Source organism: Deltaproteobacteria bacterium (genome assembly GCA_003696105.1).
GTDB lineage: Bacteria > Myxococcota_A > Polyangia > Haliangiales > J016 > J016.
The window spans coordinates 32616-48286 of the sequence record RFGE01000204.1 but is presented as its reverse complement, the minus strand read 5'-3'; the positions used below and the strand labels follow the sequence as shown (position 1 = coordinate 48286).

The window sequence follows — 15671 nt, the reverse complement described above, 5'->3', positions numbered from 1 at the left end:
GGCTACACGTCGAGGCGGAAGCTACGGCGGCGGCGGTTTTGCGTCGCGCGCACCGCGAACCCGGCCAGCAGGATCGCGAGGGCGCTGCCGCCGACGTTGGCGAGGTTGATCAGCGTCTTGGTCGCCTTGTCGACCTCCTTGATCGGCGGGGGCGCGCCGCGCGAGCGCGCCGCGACGAGCGCCTGGTCGGCGGCGGCCCAGTCGACGAGGTCGGTCAACACGTCGGCACCGAGGGCGAAGGCCCGAAGCAGTGGGTTCCTGGCGGCGTTCAGCAGCGTCGGGTTGACCAGGTCGGCGGAGCCGAACACGACCATCCGCGTGTTGGCCGACGACCGCGTCGGGCCGGCGCCGGCTCCGCCGGCGTCCGCGTCCGACGACGTGGCGTCCGGCGCCCCGCCGCCGGTCGCGCTGTCGGGCGCCGCCGGCGGCGCGCTCGCGAACGCCGACGGGAACCGCCCCTGCAGCGCGACGCCGACGGTGAACGGCCCGCTCGGCGCATCGCCGCGGTCCACGCGCGCCCCGGCGCTCAGCGGCAGGATGTCGGTGCGCGCGAACGACGTCGGCGCGGTGCGCGCGAGTTCGATCGCTTCGATCTGGGGATCGGAGCCGACCAGCTTGACCGTCGTCGCGTACGGCACGGGGAACAGGCTGATGCCCTCGAGCGGCTCGCCCTCGCCGTTGGCGATCGCTTCGGCGAGCGGGAACAACAGGCGCGTCATAAGGAGCTCTTCTCCGACGAAGACGGGGCCCGGCGCGCCATTTTGCGGATCGAGGATGATGTTGGATTCGACCTCGACGCCCCATTTGCGCAGCATGTCGCCGAGGCCGGCGTCCGCCGGCATGCCGATGAGAGGCTGGTTGGCGCCGAACTGCGGCATCCCCGGCTGCGCGCCGGGCGACGTGAAGTTCATCCCCTTGAGCAGGAACACCGTCGGCTTGCCGGCGAGCACGTGCCCGTCGATCGCCAGCTTGGCCGCCTCGGTGAGCGGCTGGGTGGGGCCGTTGACGATGAGCAGGTCGTAGGGCGACAGGTCGACCTCGGATGCCGACAGGTCGACCGTCTCGACGTCGTAGAGGTCCGACAGCAGTTGCTCGATCGCGGGGATCTGAGCCGGCGAACCGAACCCTGTGGTGACGCCGACTTTCTTTTTCGGATAGGCGAGCTTCTTGATGATCGAGCTGAACTCGTATTCGAGCCCGCGCAGGCTGAACTTGGCCGCTGGCGCCCACACCTCGGACTTGTCGAGGTAGCGGAACTGCACGTGGAAGTAGACCGGAACCTGTTGCGGGGCGTCGTCGACGATCGACAACCACATCAACTTGTCGATGCCCTCGTCCTCGCGCAGCTTCCGCTGGAACTCCTGGCCGCGGTCGAATGGGTCGACCTTGCGCCAGGTGAACTTGCCGTCCGACGCGCGCGCGTAGTTGTCGAGAAGCTGCTCCACGTAACGCTGCTCGAACTGGTTGTCCGGCGGGATGTTTCCGAAGTAGGCGGTGACCTGCATCGGCTCCTCGAGGCCGGCCACCAGCAGCTCTGACGCGCGCGTGAGCCCCTCGCCGGACAGATCGATGCCCGCGCGCGCGCGATGCACGGCGACGTTGACCAGCACGATCCCGGCGGTCGCCAGCAGTGTGGTCGCCACGGCGTTCGCGAGCGTCTTGCGCTTGGAAGACCTCAGATCGGCCATCGGTCTCACCCCCACTTGCGGGCCTCGAGCACCTGAACGGCGAGCAGCACGAACAGCGCGATGCCCGAGACGAAATAGACGACGGAGCGCAGCTCGACGTAGCCGCGCGACAGGTTGCCGAAATGGAATGCCGGCGACAGGTACATCACGATGCCGCCGCCCGCGGTGCCGGCGTCGACGACCCAGGTGAGGGCGTAGACCGCGAAGCACAAAATCAGCCCGACGATGAACGCGATGACCTGCTCGCGCGTGACGGACGACGCGAGCAGGCCGGCGGCCAGGTACAGGCCGCCGAGCAACAGCGCGCCGAGGTAGCCGCCGATCACCGGCCCGAGGTCGAGATCGCCGAGGCGGCTGACCGTGTACGCGAACGGCAGCGTGGCGGCGAGCGCGACCATCAGCATGATCAAGGCGGCGAGGTACTTGCCGAGCACGACCTCCCGATCGCGCACCGGCATCGTGAGCAACAGTTCGATCGTGCCGAGGTCCCGCTCCTCGGCGATCAGTCGCATCGCCATCGCCGGCGCAAAGAACAGGTAGACGAGCGGCAGGGCGTGAAACAGGCCGTCGAGGCGGGCTTGCTTGACCGTAAAGAAGCTGTTGAAGAACAAAAACCCGGTGAACGCGACGAACCCGGCGAGAATGATGTACGCCATCGGCGACGCGAAGTACGCGCCCAGCTCGCGGCGACAGATGATCCAGGCGGTTTTCATGCGGCGGCTCCTTGCGCGTCCTGCGCCTCGGTCCCGCCGGCCGCGGCGTGCTCCGCGCCGGCGCCGGTGAGGCGGCTGAAGACCTGTTCGAGCGACATCTCCGTGCGCACGAGTTCGACCAACGGCCAGCCGGAGTCGGCGGCGAGCCGGAACAGCGAAAGCCGCAGGTCGGCGTCGCGCGCGCCGGCGATGACCAGTTCGAGTTCTCCGTTGGTCGCCATCCGGGCGTCGACGCCGGTGACCCCGTCGAGCCGGCGCACGGCCGCCGTCGCGTCGTCGGGGGCGGGCGTGCCGTCGCCCGCCAACACGAGGCGGTAGCGGTTGTCCGCCTCCCGCGATACCAACTCGTCCGGGCGGCCGTCGGCGACGATGCGCCCGTCGTGGATGATCAGCACGCGGTTGCAGGTCGCCTGCACTTCCGGGAGGATGTGGGTCGACAGCAGGATCGTCTTGTCGCGTCCGATCGTGCGGATCAGCTCGCGGATCTCGACGATCTGGTTGGGGTCGAGACCGCTGGTGGGCTCGTCGAGGATCAGCACGTCGGGGTCGTGCAGCAGCGCCTGGGTGAGCCCGACGCGCTGGCGGTAGCCGCGGGACAGCTCGCGGATGTACTTGCCGAGCACGTCGAGGATGCCGGTGGTCGCGCCGACCTCCGCGATGCGCCGGTCGATCCGGTGGCGCTCGATCCGGCGGACTTGGGCGCAGAACCGCAGGTAGCCGATGACCGTCATGTTCGGGTAAAGCGGCGTGTTCTCCGGCAAGTAGCCGACGCGCCGGCGCACCTCGAGCGGGTCGTCGTACACGTCGTAGCCGGCGACGCGGGCGCGACCGGAGGTGGGCGGCAGGTAACAGGTGAGCATCTTCATCGTGGTCGACTTGCCGGCTCCGTTCGGACCGAGGAATCCGAGGATCTCGCCGCGCGCCACGGAGAAGGTCACTCGGTCGACCGCGGGGCGCGCGCCGAAGCCCCGGCCGTAGACGCGCGTGAGCTCCTGGACGTCGATCATGATGTCGTGCGTGGCGATGGTGTCCTGCAAGTCAGCCTCTCCCGTGGACGTGTCGACAAGGATGCGAACGAGACGGTGGAAACGACGTCGTGGGTTTTCGATCAGCTCTGTGCCGTGCGCAACAAGATGCCCGTGACGAAGCGCGGGTCCGGCGGCCACTCGACGCCGCCGAGGAGGTCGTGAAGTTGTCCGAGCCACGAATCGACGAGCGCGTCGAGATATTCCCGGCCGGCGGTCACGCCGGTTTCGTCGAGCCGGCGCACGAGCGCAGCGCGGGCGCGCGCGCGGGCGTCGGGGTCGAAATCGCGCGGGATTTCCGCAACATCGAGCGGCGTCGGGTCGATCTCGCCGCCGGCGAGGGCGCGCGCGAGCGCGGTGCGGACGAAGTCGTCGAGGGCGGGGCGGCGGTCGGCGGGCGCCTCGGCGAGCGCGACCAGGTCGACCCCGAGCGCCTGCTCGGCGATCGCGATGCGCAGCGCGAGCCGCGCGAGCGCGCCGGCCGCCGCGCGCACGTCCGCGACCGACGCGATCGGGCGCAGGCCGCCGTCGCCGTCGGGCAGCCACGGCCGCGCCGCGAGCAGCGCTCCGAGCAGCGCGCGGTCGTCGTCGTCGGCCGCCGCGGCGCGCGGGGCGAGCGCGCGCGCCAGCCGCGCGAGCCGCAGCGTGACGGTGAATCCCGCGCGGTGTAGCCGCGTGAGCGACACCTGCGCGAGCGCGCGCGCCGCGCGGTCCACGTCGCCGCCGGCCACCGTCTCGAGCCCGAGCGACACCGTCGCCGCGGCGCAGCGCGCGCCGGCGATCGCCGCGTCGAGGTCGCCCGGGGACACCCGCGACGCGCTCAGCACCTTGTTGACGAGGACGACCATCGCCGCTTCGAGCCGCTCGAGGTCGGCCGGGTCCGCGAGCGCGTCGACCGCCCGCGCGAGAAACGGCGCGCCGTCGAGCGCGTCGGCCAGCGGCGCCGGCAGCCGCCGCGGCACGAGCGCCTCGTCCCCCTCCGCCGGCGGCGGGATCACGTCGGCGGTGCCTTCGTCGAGCCGGATCGACGTCGGTTCGAGCGGGCGGAACACCTCGAGCGCGTCGTAGAAGTCCACGTAGCCGAGATCCGCCATCCGCCCGGAGCGCCACCGGTAGCTCATCTCCTCGAGTTCGGCCGGCAGCTCCGACCGCGCGGCCATCAGCGTGTGGCGGGCCAGCGCCATGTCGGCGCGGTACAGGTCGTCGATCAGGCGCAGCACGAGTCGCACGTCGGCGTCGTCCTCGGCGAGGATCTCGACCGTGAAGAACGTGTCCGGCGTGCGGTACAGCGGCCGCTCCGTGTCGTCGGGCGGCGCCTCGTCGAGGGTGTGGTCGTAGATGCGCGTCCACCGCGCCAGCAGCAGCGCCGTGAGTTCGGGGTCGAGCGCCTCCCATACCTGGCCGAGCTTCTCGTAGCCGCCGGCGTCCAGCAGCGTCGTGAGCCACGGCCGGATCGCCTCGTCGACCAGCCGGTCGCGGTCCCAGATGTCGAGATCGAAGCAGCCGCGGAGTTGTTCTGGGGTTGCAAGCGCAACCAGCTCGGCGGTGTCGGCGAGCCCGACCTCCTTGATGAGGCCGAACAGCTCGGGCACGGACAGCGCCGCGACCGCGGCGGCCGGGTCGCGCGCCGACAACAGGGCGTCCACGCGCGCCGCGGCCGGCGAGCGGGCCAGCCCGGCGCGAAATCGCGCCATCGACACCACGTCGCCGGTGCTGCGGGCGCCGCTGCCGCCGTGGCCGTTGCCGTTGTCACCGTCGTTGCGGGGGGGCGTCGTCATGCGCGCTATAAACCTACACATGTGGGCCATCGCGCAACGGGCCGCGGCCGCGTTCGACCGGGCGGGGGTGCCGGCCGGCGCGCGCGTGCTCGTCGCGTGCTCCGGCGGGCCGGATTCGACCGCCCTGGCCGCCGCGTGCGCGCGGCTGTCGGACCGCGGGCGCCTGGGGCCGGTGGCGCTGGCGCACGTCGACCACGGGCTGCGGCCCGGCGGCGATCGCGAGCGCGCGCGCGTCGCGGCGCTCGCCGCCCGGCTGGGCGCCGGCGCGATGTCGGAATCGGTCGAGGTCCGCACCGCCGGCGGCTCGCTCGAGGACGCCGCGCGGCGCGCGCGCTACGCGGCGCTCCGGCGGATGGCCGACGCGTGGGGCGCCGATGTCATCGCGACCGGCCACACCGCGTCGGACCAGGCCGAAACGGTGCTGATGCGGCTGCTGCGCGGCGCGGGCATCCCCGGGCTCGCCGGCATCCCGCTGCGGCGCGGTCGGATCGTCCGCCCGCTGCTCGACGTGACCCGCGCGGAGGTCGAACGCGGCCTGGCCGAGGCCGGGTTCGCGGACGTGCTGCGCGACCCGATGAACGCGGACCCGCGGTTTCTGCGCGCGCGCGTCCGCCACCGCTGGCTGCCGGCCCTGCGCGAGGAAAACCCCGCGCTCGACGCCGCCCTGGCCGCGGTCGCGCGGGCCGCGGCCGAGCAGCGCGACGTGCTCGACTGGGCCGCGCGCCGGCTGCCGCTCGAGGCGGCGGCGGTCGCGGCGGCGCCGCCTGCGGTCGGCAAGCGGGCGCTGCAGCTCGCCGCCGAGGCGGCGGGCGCGCGCCGCCTCGGTCGCGCCCACATCGAGGCGTTGTGGCGCCTGGCGCGCCGGCCGGACGCCGGGACCGCGTCGCTCGCGTTGCCCGGCGTCCGCGCCGTGCGGGAGTACGGCGCGCTGCGGTTCGAGCCCGCGGGCGCCGCCGAGGCCCGCGCGGCGGCGGCGCTCGCGGTCGAGGGCCCGGACGGTCCGTACGCCGTGCGGCGCTGGCGACCGGGCGACCGGATGCGGCCGGCGCGCCTGCGCGGGCGCTCGCGCAAGCTCAGCGACCTGTTCATCGACGCGAAGGTGCCGCGGCGACTGCGCGCCGATGCGCGGGTCGCCGTGCGCGCGAGCGACGGCGCGATTGTGTGGGCCGAGCACATCGGCCCGGCGTGGGGCGCCCGGGTCCGCGTCGCCGAGCGCGGCTCCGAGGCCGGCGCGGATCCGCGCCGGCCGGCCGACGGCGGCGGCCGACGGTGACAACCCCCGCGCGCCGGCGGGAGCCCGCCGCGCGGCGGTCAGCTTGACGCGGAAGGTGTCCGCGGCTACGAAGTAGAGGTAAACTCGGCACGATTCGTCGAATCGCGGGCTGTCGCGCGCGGGCCGGCGCAAGGTGGGCGTTTGCGTCAATCACATAAAACGATTCTTCTCTGGTTCGTCCTCGTCCTGATGTTCGTGGCGGTCTACAAGCTGTTCGCGGAGACCGGCAAACAGGAGGAGGAAAAGGACTTCACGGCCCTGATGGAGGAGGTGGCGGACCCCGAGCGGGCCAAACAGATCGAAAAGATCGAGATCGAGCCGCGCGGCGACAACGCGGCGATCTACATCGTGACCTATCGCGATCGGCCCAACGTGCGCGTCATCGCGAAGGGCGAGTTCTTCGACCACACGGTCGAGGCGATCAACCGCGCGGGGATTCCGCGCAACATCGTCATCAAGGAGCGCAGCGGGTTCTGGCAAAACCTCATCATTTCGTGGCTGCCGATCCTGTTTTTGTTCGTGATCTTCTTCTTCTTCATGCGGCAGCTGCAGGCCGGCGGCGGCAAGGCGATGTCGTTCGGCAAGTCGAAAGCCAAGCTGCTGACCGATCACCAGAACAAGGTCACGTTCAAGGACGTCGCCGGCGTCGAGGAGGCCAAGGAAGAGGTCGAGGAGATCATCGCGTTCCTCAAGGACCCGAAGAAGTTCACGCGCCTCGGCGGCCGCATTCCGAAGGGCGTGCTCATGATGGGCGCGCCGGGCACCGGCAAGACGTTGCTGGCGCGCGCGATCGCCGGCGAGGCCGGAGTGCCGTTCTTCTCGATCAGCGGCTCGGATTTCGTCGAGATGTTCGTCGGCGTGGGCGCGTCGCGCGTCCGCGACCTGTTCGAGCAGGGCAAGAAGAACGCGCCGTGCATCATCTTCATCGACGAGATCGATGCGGTCGGGCGCCATCGCGGCGCCGGGCTCGGCGGCGGCCACGACGAGCGCGAGCAGACTCTCAATCAGCTGCTCGTCGAGATGGACGGGTTCGAGTCCAACGACGGCGTCATCCTCATTGCGGCGACGAACCGGCCGGACGTGCTCGACCCGGCGCTGCTGCGACCGGGGCGGTTCGACCGGCGCATCGTGGTCCCGCGTCCGGACCTCAACGGCCGCATCGGCATCTTGCAGGTGCACACCCGCAAGGTGCCCATCAGCCCCAACGTGGACCTGGAAGTCCTGGCGCGCGGCACCCCCGGGTTCAGCGGCGCCGACCTCGAGGCGCTCGTCAACGAGGCCGCGCTGCTCGCCGCGCGGCGCGACAAGGACAAGGTCGAGATGATCGACTTCGAGGACGCCAAGGACAAGGTCCTCATGGGCAGCGAGCGCCGCTCGATGATCATCTCCGAGAAGGACAAGCGGACGACCGCGTACCACGAGGCCGGTCACGCGCTCGTCGCGCGCCTCGTGGGCGAGGAGACCGATCCGGTTCACAAGGTGACGATCATCCCGCGCGGCCGCGCGCTCGGGCTCACCCAGCAGCTGCCGGAGGAAGATCGCCTGTCGATGACCAAGGAGTTCGCGCTCAACCAGATCGCGATCCTCATGGGCGGCAGGCTCGCGGAAGAGATCGTGTTGCATCAGCAGACGACGGGCGCGGGCAACGACATCGAGAAGGCGACGGAACTGGCGCGCCGGATGGTCACCGAATGGGGGATGAGCGAGGAGATCGGCCCTCTGAACTTCGGCGCCGGCGAACGCGAGGTGTTCCTGGGCCGCGACTTCCAGCAGGGGGACGGCTATTCGGAGCAGACCGCGCAAAAGATCGACGCCGAGATCCGCCGCATCGTCCTCGAGCAGCACGAGCGCGCGCGCCAGCTGATCCTCGCCAACCTCGACAAGCTACACGCGATCGCCAATGCGCTGCTCGAGGTGGAGACGCTCACGGGCAAGGACATCGATCGGCTGATGGCCGGCGAGCCGCTGCCCGCGCGCGCCGCGCCGCGGGCCGATGGCAACGCGGCGCCGCCGCCGAAGGCCGACGCCGATCGGGCCAAGGGGCGCCGGCCGGGCATCATCCCGCCGCTGGGCGGCAAGGAGCCGGACCCGGAGCCGGCGTAGGGCCGGGGAGCGCGTGGCGACGGCTTTCGCACCCCTGGTCTTCCGCGGCGCGGCGCTCGACTGGTCGCGCCCGTACATCATGGGCGTCGTCAACGCGACGCCCGATTCGTTCTCCGACGGCGGACTGTTCGCCGAGCCGGAACTCGCGGTGGCGCGCGCCGAGGCGTTGGTGGCGCACGGGGCGGACATCGTGGACGTCGGCGGCGAGAGCACGCGGCCGGGGGCGGCGCCGGTGCCGGCGGACGACGAGATCGCGCGCGTGGTGCCGGTGATCTGCGCGCTCGCCGCGCGGCTGCCGACGCCGATTTCGATCGACACGACCAAAGCAGCCGTCGCGGAGGCGGCGATCGCCGCGGGCGCCGAGATCGTCAACGACATCTCGGGCGGCGCGTTCGACCCGGACCTGCCGGCCGTCGCCGCCGACGCCGGGGCCGCGTACGTGTGCGGCCACGTGCGCGGCACGACGCTGGCGGAGGCGCACGCGGCCGAGGCGGCGCCGCCGGATTTCGACGACGTGGTGGCCGAGCTGCGCGCGCGGATCGACGGGCTGCCGCCCGGCCTGCGCGGGCGCACGATCGCGGACCCGTGCCTCGGCTTCGGCAAGGGGACGCGCCAGAACGTCGAACTCGTCCGCCGCGCCGGCGAGCTGGCCGACGCGGTCGGCGCGCCCGTGCTCGTCGGCCCGTCGCGCAAGCGGTTCCTCGGCGACCTCACCGGCCAGCCGGTCGCCGAGCGCGACGACGCCACGGTGGGCGCGGCGCTCGCAGCCGTCGCCGCGGGCGCGCACATCGTCCGCGTCCACGACGTCGCGCGGCTTCGACCGGCGCTGGTCGCGTTTTGCGCGATCGCGAGGGAGGGCGCCGCGTGAGGCAGATGTTCGATTCGCTGTTGCGGGATGCGTCGGCGCGCGACGTGCTCGTACTGTGCGCGGACATCTTCCTCGTCTACTACGTCATCTACCGCGTGTTGCTCACGATCAAGGGCACGCGCGCCATGCAGATGGTCATCGGCATGTTCCTGATCGGCGCGGCCTTCTTTGCCGCCGATCGGTTCGAGATGACCACGGTGTCGTGGCTGCTCGACAACTTCATCAACTACTTCATCATCATCATCATCGTCGTGTTCCAGCAGGACATCCGGCGCGGCCTGGTCCGGCTGGGACAGAACGTGTTCCCGTTCGGCCGCAGCCGCGAGGTGAGCCACGCGCTCGACGAGGTGGTCGACGCGGCCGAACAGATGGCGAAGGCCCGCATTGGCGCGATCATCGTGATGGAGCGCGACGCCGACCTGACCGGATTCGTCGACCACGGCCAAGAGGTCGACGCGAAGCTGTCGACGGAGCTGCTGGTCGCGCTGTTCGTTCCGTCGCGCGACAACAAGCTCCACGACGGCGCCGTGCTGATCGACAAGCAGCTGCGCATTCAGCTCGCGGCCGTCGTGTTGCCGCTGTCGCACCAGCCGTTGGTCAAGGAGTTCGGCACGCGCCACCGGGCCGCGGTCGGCATCACCGAGGAGACCGACGCCGTCGCGGTCGTCGTGTCCGAGGAGCGCGGCGAGATCTCGCTGTGTTTCGGCGGCAACATCGCGCGCGACCTGGAGCGCGACGAGCTGCGGCGCGCGCTGATGGGCCTGTTTTACGGCGAAAAGGAGCGCGCGAGCCGGATCGCCGCCGAGGCGCGGGCGGCGGCCGACATCGCGCGCGCGGTCGCCGCGATGGCCGAGGGGATGGAGCGCGCCGAGCGCGCCGCGCGCGCCGTCACCGCCGAGTCGAGCGGCCGGGCGCGCACGGTGGCCGAGACGCCGACCGCGCGCAACCGCGCGGCGGCGCCGGCGGAGGAGCCGGCGCGCTGACATGCTCGCACCGGCGGACACCAACGCTGTGCGCGCAGCGAGGGGAGCGAAGTGATTCGGGGAGCGGTTGCCCGGTTCTTGCGCGGAGCGCTGCTCGAGAACCTCGGGCTCAAGTTCATCGCGTTCGTTCTCGCGCTCACCGTGTTCATCCTCGTTCACAGCGACGAGGACGCCGTCGCCGGCGCGTACGTCGCGATCAGCTACACGCTGCCGGAGGATCAGGTGCTCGTGTCCGACCGGCTCGACCAGGTGCGGATCACGGTCAAGGGGAGCTGGCGCCGCATCAAGCGGTTCGACGAGCGCGAGCTGGAGCCGGTGCGCATCGACCTGCGCCGCTTCAAGAACGGCGATCTGATCTTTCGGTCGGACATGTTCCGGCTGCCGCCCGGCCTCACCATCGTGTCGATCGACCCGCCCACGATGCCGGTCCGCTTCGAACCGCGGACGACCAAGCGCGTGCCGATCGCGGTGGCGACGCGCGGCGACCCGGCGCGCGGCTACGGCGTGGCGCGGCTCGAAGCGCGCGTCGTGCCGTGCGACCGCGAATGTGACACGGTCGAAGTGACGGGGGCCGCGTCGTACGTCGCGCGCACCGACCGCGTGTTCACCGAGGAGGTCTCGCTCGTCGGCCGGCGCGAGTCGTTCACCGACGAGGTGGGCCTGGCGCCGCCCGGGCCGTTCGTCGACGTCGTCGGCCAGCCGCGCGTCCAGGTCACCGTGGAGATCGCCGAGGCGCTGTCGGCGCGCGAACTGCCGGCGGTGCCGGTGCGGCTGCGGCCCGGCCCGGATCTGCGCACCGCCGAGCTGTCGGCGTTTCGCGTCGAGCCCGCGGCGGTCAAGATCGTGTTGCGCGGGGCGGCGCGCGCGATCGAGCAGGTCGCCGACGATCAGGTGGTCCCGTTCGTCGACGTGTTGGGCGACGACGACATCGCCGGCCGGCGCCGCCGCGCGACGGTCATCGTCGAAGGCCTGCCGCCCGGCGTCGCGGTCGAGATCGACCCGCGTACGGTGACGCTCGTGTACGAGCCGCGGTCCCCGTGAGCGCGACGCCGGCTCAGTGAACGTGCCGCGGTGAACTCGAGTTCACCGGATCTCGGACGGTCCTGGCGACTCGACGAGCCGCCGGTGGCGCAGCCGCTGCGCGTCGGGCGGGGCGCCGCCGCGTGGAGGTTGCGAAATCACACGGGGAGTTCCCGCCTTGCGACTGGCACGCGGGATGCTTACTCCACAGGCATGCAATCGCACGTGTTCGTCGATGCCGCCTATCGCCTCCTCGTCGCCGCGGTCGACCTCGGCTGGACGCCGCCGGCGTGGCGCAGCGGCCCGCACGAGCCCCCGTTCGAAGCGGCGCGCCGGCCGGCCGACTGGGTCGCGCTCGTCGCGCGCACGATCGCGACCCAGCGCGCGCTCGGCGCCGAGCGCGGCGGCCGGCGCGCGGCGTGATCGATCACGGCTGCGCCGCGCGGCGAAGCTGGATCAGTTCGCGCGTCGACGGCACGCGCGCGACGGGGCCGGTCGGCTCGACGCCGCGCGCCGCAAACGCCCGCTTGTAGTCGGCGAAGCGCCCTCCCGCGCGGTGGGCGTCGAGCACGGCCAATCCGGCCTCCGGCGGCCCCTGCGCCAGCATGTACTCCACCCACGCCCACCGCGCGGACGTCGGGCGCACGTCCGCGATGCCGCGCAGGCCGCGCCGCAGCCGCGCGAGGCGCGCTTCCACCGTCTTGATGCCGGCGTACGGGCTGCCGTCGAGCGGCGTGTGGCGCTTGGCGACGAACGGCGCGACGCCGAACGCGATCCGCCCGCACAGGTCGCGCAGTTCGCGGGTGAACCGCACGAGCTCGTCGATGTCCGCGTCCGTCTCGCCGGGCAGGCCGACCATCATGTAGACCTTCAAGGTGTGAAAGCCATGTGCGCGTGCGAGTTCGGCCGCGCGTAGCAGGTGGCGCTCGGTGTGGCGCCGCTCGATCTCCGCGCGCAGGCGCTCGGACGCTCCGTCGAGGGCGACGGTGAGCGTGCGGTAGCCGCCGGCGCGCAGCAGTCCGGCCAGTTCGTCGTCGAGGCGGTCGGCGCGCAGCGACGAGATGCCGATCTCGCGGCCGCCGTCGACGAGCGCGCGCAGCAGGTCCTTGATGCGAGGGTGGTCGGTCACCGCCGCTCCGACGAGGCCGACGCGCCGCACGTCGTCCGGAATGCCCTCGAGGATCGTGTCGAGCGGCACGACGCGCATGCCCCCGTTGGTCGACCGCCGCATCACGCAGTAGGTGCAGCCGCGCGAGCAGCCGCGCGACGTCTCGGTCAAGAACATCGACGACAGCTCGGTGTGCGGCGTGACGATCTGGGACCGGGCCGGCAACACGGCGTCGTCGGCCTTGGCGACCGCCGGCACGGCCGCGCCGTCGCGTTCGGGGACGTAGAACCCCGGGCGGCCGGCGAGCTGGTCCGGGTCGCCGCCGACCGCGACGAGTTCTTCGGCGAGGTGCTCGCCTTCGCCGACGGCGATCACGTCGCAAAACGGTGCCAGCGGCGCGGGGTTCGAGAACGTAAGCGGGCCGCCCGCCACGACGCGCGGGTGGTTCGGGCCCCGGTCGGCCCGCAGCGGCGGCACCCCGGCCAGCTCGAGGCAGTCGATCAGGCCCGCGAGTTCGAGCTCGTAGGAGATGGAAAACGCGATCAGCGGGTACTCGCCCACGGGCTGTTCCCGCTCGAGCGTGACCAGCGGCGCACCTGCGGCGCGGTGCGCGGCCACGTCGTCCGGCAGCACCGCCCGGTCGGCGGCGACGCCGGGGAGGCTATTGAGGCGCTTATAGATGCACTGATAGCCCAGCGACGACATGGCGACCCGGTACGGGCTGGGATAGACCAGCGCGACGCGGCGCGGTGCGTCCTTGCGGATGGTGCCGCGCTCGTCGGCCAGCCATCGGCGCGCTGTCCGCTGTGCGTGCCACATCGCCATCGCCTCGCCACTGTAGCCGAAAGCCCGAGTCGGACCAGGGGCGCGCGGCCGCGCGCCCCGGTTGTCGGCGTCGCGGCGCGGTGATAGGGTGCCGGCAGCAGGGAAGTTCCCCTCTCGCGACAGGAGGCAGTGCAAATGGTACGTGGACGGACCTCGGGTTGGCTCGGTCGTCGCTTCGCGGGCGCGCCGCGGGTTGCCTGCGGGCTGCTCGCGGCGTGGTTGGCGGTCGGCTGTGGTGGCGGCGGCGGCGGCGATGACGACGACGATATGGGAGGCGTGGATGCCGCGGCAGCGCCGGACGCCGCTGGAGCGCCCGACGCCGCACCGCCGCCCGATGCCGCGCTGCCGCCGGATGCGGCCACGCGGCGGACGATCAACATCACCGGCTCGGTGCGGTACGTGACCGACTCGGGCGAGGTCACGCGTCCGATCGACTTTTCTTCCGCGACGATCGAGGCGCTCGTGCCCGACGGGGCCGGGGACTTCGACGTGTACTCCGGCACGGGCGCGGTCGGGAGCGCATCGATCCCCGACGTTCCGGCCGGCACGCGGTACTACCTGCGCGTGAACGACCGTTACCTCGTCACGGGAGCGAGCACCGTGGATCTGTCCCGCGTCGAGTGGGGCCGCCCCGACGCGACCGCCTCCGGGAGCGGGTCGACGATCACGTTCAACGTCACCGGCCTGGGCGCGTGGAATGCGCTCGACGAGCTGCAGATCATCTCGTCCAACCTCGGCGAGGTCGCGTTCGCCGACGACGATCTCACCAATGGGCCGGCGGTGGGCGCGACCGCCCTGGCGGGGGCGACCTACGACTGGTCCGGCCGGCCGCTCATCCAGGGGACGACCGCGGGAGACCGTCTGGCGATGACGCAGCTGTCGAGCGTAACCACCGGCGGTCTGAGCTACCGGGTCGCGACGAAATTCTACACCGCGCCGAGCTTCGAGCAGTCCAGCGGCGTCGGTACGACCCTCAGCGGCGCGTTCGCGGACATCGTGCGCGACGGGACCGCCAGCTTCGACTGGCGCCGATCGCAGTTCGCGTCGCTCGTGACCGATGCGAATCCGCGGGCGCAGCACGGCATGGACTACCTGTACGTGTCACCGCTGCCCAAGGCGAACGTCTACGGTCCCTACGGCAATGCGCCCGACTTGCTGCAGATCTTCCTGGGGGAGCCCGTCGACGACGTGAACACGGGTACGCTGAACTTCGGCAATCCGTTCGGATCCGGCTGGGACGTGCTCGGGCAGGTGTACACGGCGTACTCGACCGAGTACAGCGTCGGAACCGCGAGTCCCGGCAGGCTGTATTGCGCCATCACCCAGACCGAGCCGATCGCGACGTTCGCGACGAGTCCGATCCGGCCTCGCGTCGGCCCGATTGGCAACTTTGCGATCGACGGATCGTCGGCGTTCGACGCGCTCCTGAACGTGGGCCTCACGCCGACGCTGTCCTGGTCGCCGCCGAGCGTCGGCGACGCGGACTACTACGGCATCGATGTCTACAAGCTCGGAGATGTCGGCGGCGAGACGCGGTTTGCGTTCGTCGCGTCTCTGGTGACCCGGGACACCGAGCTGCAGATTCCGCCGGGGGTGCTCCAGCCGCTGGGGTCGTACGTGTTCCTCGCGGGCGCGTTCCGTGCCCCAGGACGGTCGATCGAGACGGCGCCGTACTCTCCCGTCCCGTCGTTCGCAAGCGCCTGCAGCATGTCGGAGCCGATGGTCCCGTAGGCGGCCGGAGCCGGCGCGGCGCGCGCGCGAGGGACGGGCGGCGCCCGGTTGGCGGTATCTCGCCCGGGCACGCGAGGCCGCCGGGGTGCCCCGCTGCGCTGGCGGCACCGCGGCGACTGCCGGCGCGAACGGGGTGCGCGTTCGGCATGGCCGAGCCGCGGGGGAGGCGCTGCAGGTTGTGACCCTACCGGGACGGGAACCCCGGATGGTCGACGCCGCGTGAGAGGCCGAAAAGGCGAGCGCCCCCGGGCCGTGGGGGCCGGAGGCGCTGCAAGTTGTGACCCCACCGGGACGGGAACCCCGGATGGTCGACGCCGCGTGAGAGGCCGAAAAGGCGAGCGCCCCCGAGCCGTGGGGGCCGGAGGCGCTGCAAGTTGTGACCCCACCGGGACTTGAACCCGGGATTTCGGCGTGAGAGGCCGACGTCCTAGACCGCTAGACTATGGGGCCAAAATGTCAGTTCCGGGACTTGGATTCGAACCAAGATAGACAGATCCAGAGTCTGCCGTCCTGCCGTTAGACGATCCCGGAGCGATTCCCGGAGTCAGGTAACTAC

The 15671-nt window shown here is 71.8% G+C and carries 11 protein-coding genes, 2 tRNA genes and 1 pseudogene; 6 read left to right on the top strand and 8 right to left on the bottom strand.

Translation table 11 applies throughout. The features are described 5' to 3' along the window. Nucleotides 1–2: 2 nt before the first annotated feature. The 4 genes from D6689_13730 to D6689_13715 all read right to left on the bottom strand — a co-directional run bounded on the left by D6689_13730 (nucleotide 3) and on the right by D6689_13715 (nucleotide 4655). Nucleotides 3–1688: a hypothetical protein gene (locus D6689_13730; protein RMH40502.1), complete on the bottom strand. Its 1686-nt coding sequence runs from the start codon at nucleotides 1686–1688 to the stop codon at nucleotides 3–5. Nucleotides 1689–1693: 5 nt separating this feature from the next. Next, on the bottom strand, nucleotides 1694–2401 hold the full coding sequence (locus D6689_13725; GenBank protein ID RMH40501.1) for an ABC transporter: 708 nt from the start codon (nucleotides 2399–2401) through the stop codon (nucleotides 1694–1696). Continuing rightward, the gene (locus tag D6689_13720; GenBank protein ID RMH40513.1) at nucleotides 2398–3408 is read right to left on the bottom strand and encodes an ATP-binding cassette domain-containing protein; all 1011 of its coding nucleotides are present in this window, start codon (nucleotides 3406–3408) and stop codon (nucleotides 2398–2400) included. Before D6689_13720 ends, D6689_13725 begins: the two co-directional genes overlap by 4 nt. Nucleotides 3409–3509: 101 nt before the next feature. Continuing rightward, complete coding sequence (locus tag D6689_13715) at nucleotides 3510–4655, bottom strand: hypothetical protein (protein RMH40500.1); 1146 nt, start codon at nucleotides 4653–4655, stop codon at nucleotides 3510–3512. A 256-nt stretch (nucleotides 4656–4911) separates the two neighbouring features. On the opposite strand from D6689_13715, the gene tilS reads away from it, so the two are divergent. From tilS to D6689_13685, 6 genes are all read left to right on the top strand, one after another. Further along, a complete protein-coding gene (gene tilS / locus D6689_13710; GenBank protein ID RMH40499.1) occupies nucleotides 4912–6477 on the top strand; it encodes a tRNA lysidine(34) synthetase TilS in 1566 nt (521 codons plus the stop codon). Nucleotides 6478–6618: 141 nt separating this feature from the next. After that, nucleotides 6619–8580, top strand: a complete 1962-nt coding sequence (hflB, locus tag D6689_13705) for an ATP-dependent zinc metalloprotease FtsH (GenBank protein RMH40498.1) — start codon at nucleotides 6619–6621, stop codon at nucleotides 8578–8580. 79 nt (nucleotides 8581–8659) lie between these two features. Beyond that, on the top strand, nucleotides 8660–9448 hold the full coding sequence (gene folP, locus D6689_13700; GenBank protein ID RMH40512.1) for a dihydropteroate synthase: 789 nt from the start codon (nucleotides 8660–8662) through the stop codon (nucleotides 9446–9448). Then, the gene (locus D6689_13695; protein ID RMH40497.1) at nucleotides 9418–10431 is read left to right on the top strand and encodes a TIGR00159 family protein; all 1014 of its coding nucleotides are present in this window, start codon (nucleotides 9418–9420) and stop codon (nucleotides 10429–10431) included. The genes folP and D6689_13695 overlap by 31 nt, the downstream gene beginning before the upstream one ends. Nucleotides 10432–10509: 78 nt before the next feature. Then, nucleotides 10510–11472: a hypothetical protein gene (locus tag D6689_13690; GenBank protein ID RMH40496.1), complete on the top strand. Its 963-nt coding sequence runs from the start codon at nucleotides 10510–10512 to the stop codon at nucleotides 11470–11472. 192 nt (nucleotides 11473–11664) lie between these two features. Then, nucleotides 11665–11874, top strand: a complete 210-nt coding sequence (locus D6689_13685; GenBank protein ID RMH40495.1) for a hypothetical protein — start codon at nucleotides 11665–11667, stop codon at nucleotides 11872–11874. Nucleotides 11875–11878: 4 nt separating this feature from the next. Here D6689_13685 and D6689_13680 read toward each other — a convergent pair whose 3' ends face one another. From D6689_13680 to D6689_13665, 4 genes and pseudogenes are all read right to left on the bottom strand, one after another. Continuing rightward, on the bottom strand, nucleotides 11879–13384 hold the full coding sequence (locus D6689_13680; GenBank protein ID RMH40494.1) for a radical SAM protein: 1506 nt from the start codon (nucleotides 13382–13384) through the stop codon (nucleotides 11879–11881). Between the two features lie 1093 nt (nucleotides 13385–14477). Continuing rightward, a pseudogene (locus tag D6689_13675) lies at nucleotides 14478–14675 on the bottom strand (hypothetical protein). An 814-nt stretch (nucleotides 14676–15489) separates the two neighbouring features. Then, nucleotides 15490–15565: transfer RNA gene (locus D6689_13670), tRNA-Glu, on the bottom strand. A 10-nt stretch (nucleotides 15566–15575) separates the two neighbouring features. Continuing rightward, nucleotides 15576–15646, bottom strand: a tRNA-Gln gene (locus tag D6689_13665). Nucleotides 15647–15671 lie beyond the last annotated feature (25 nt).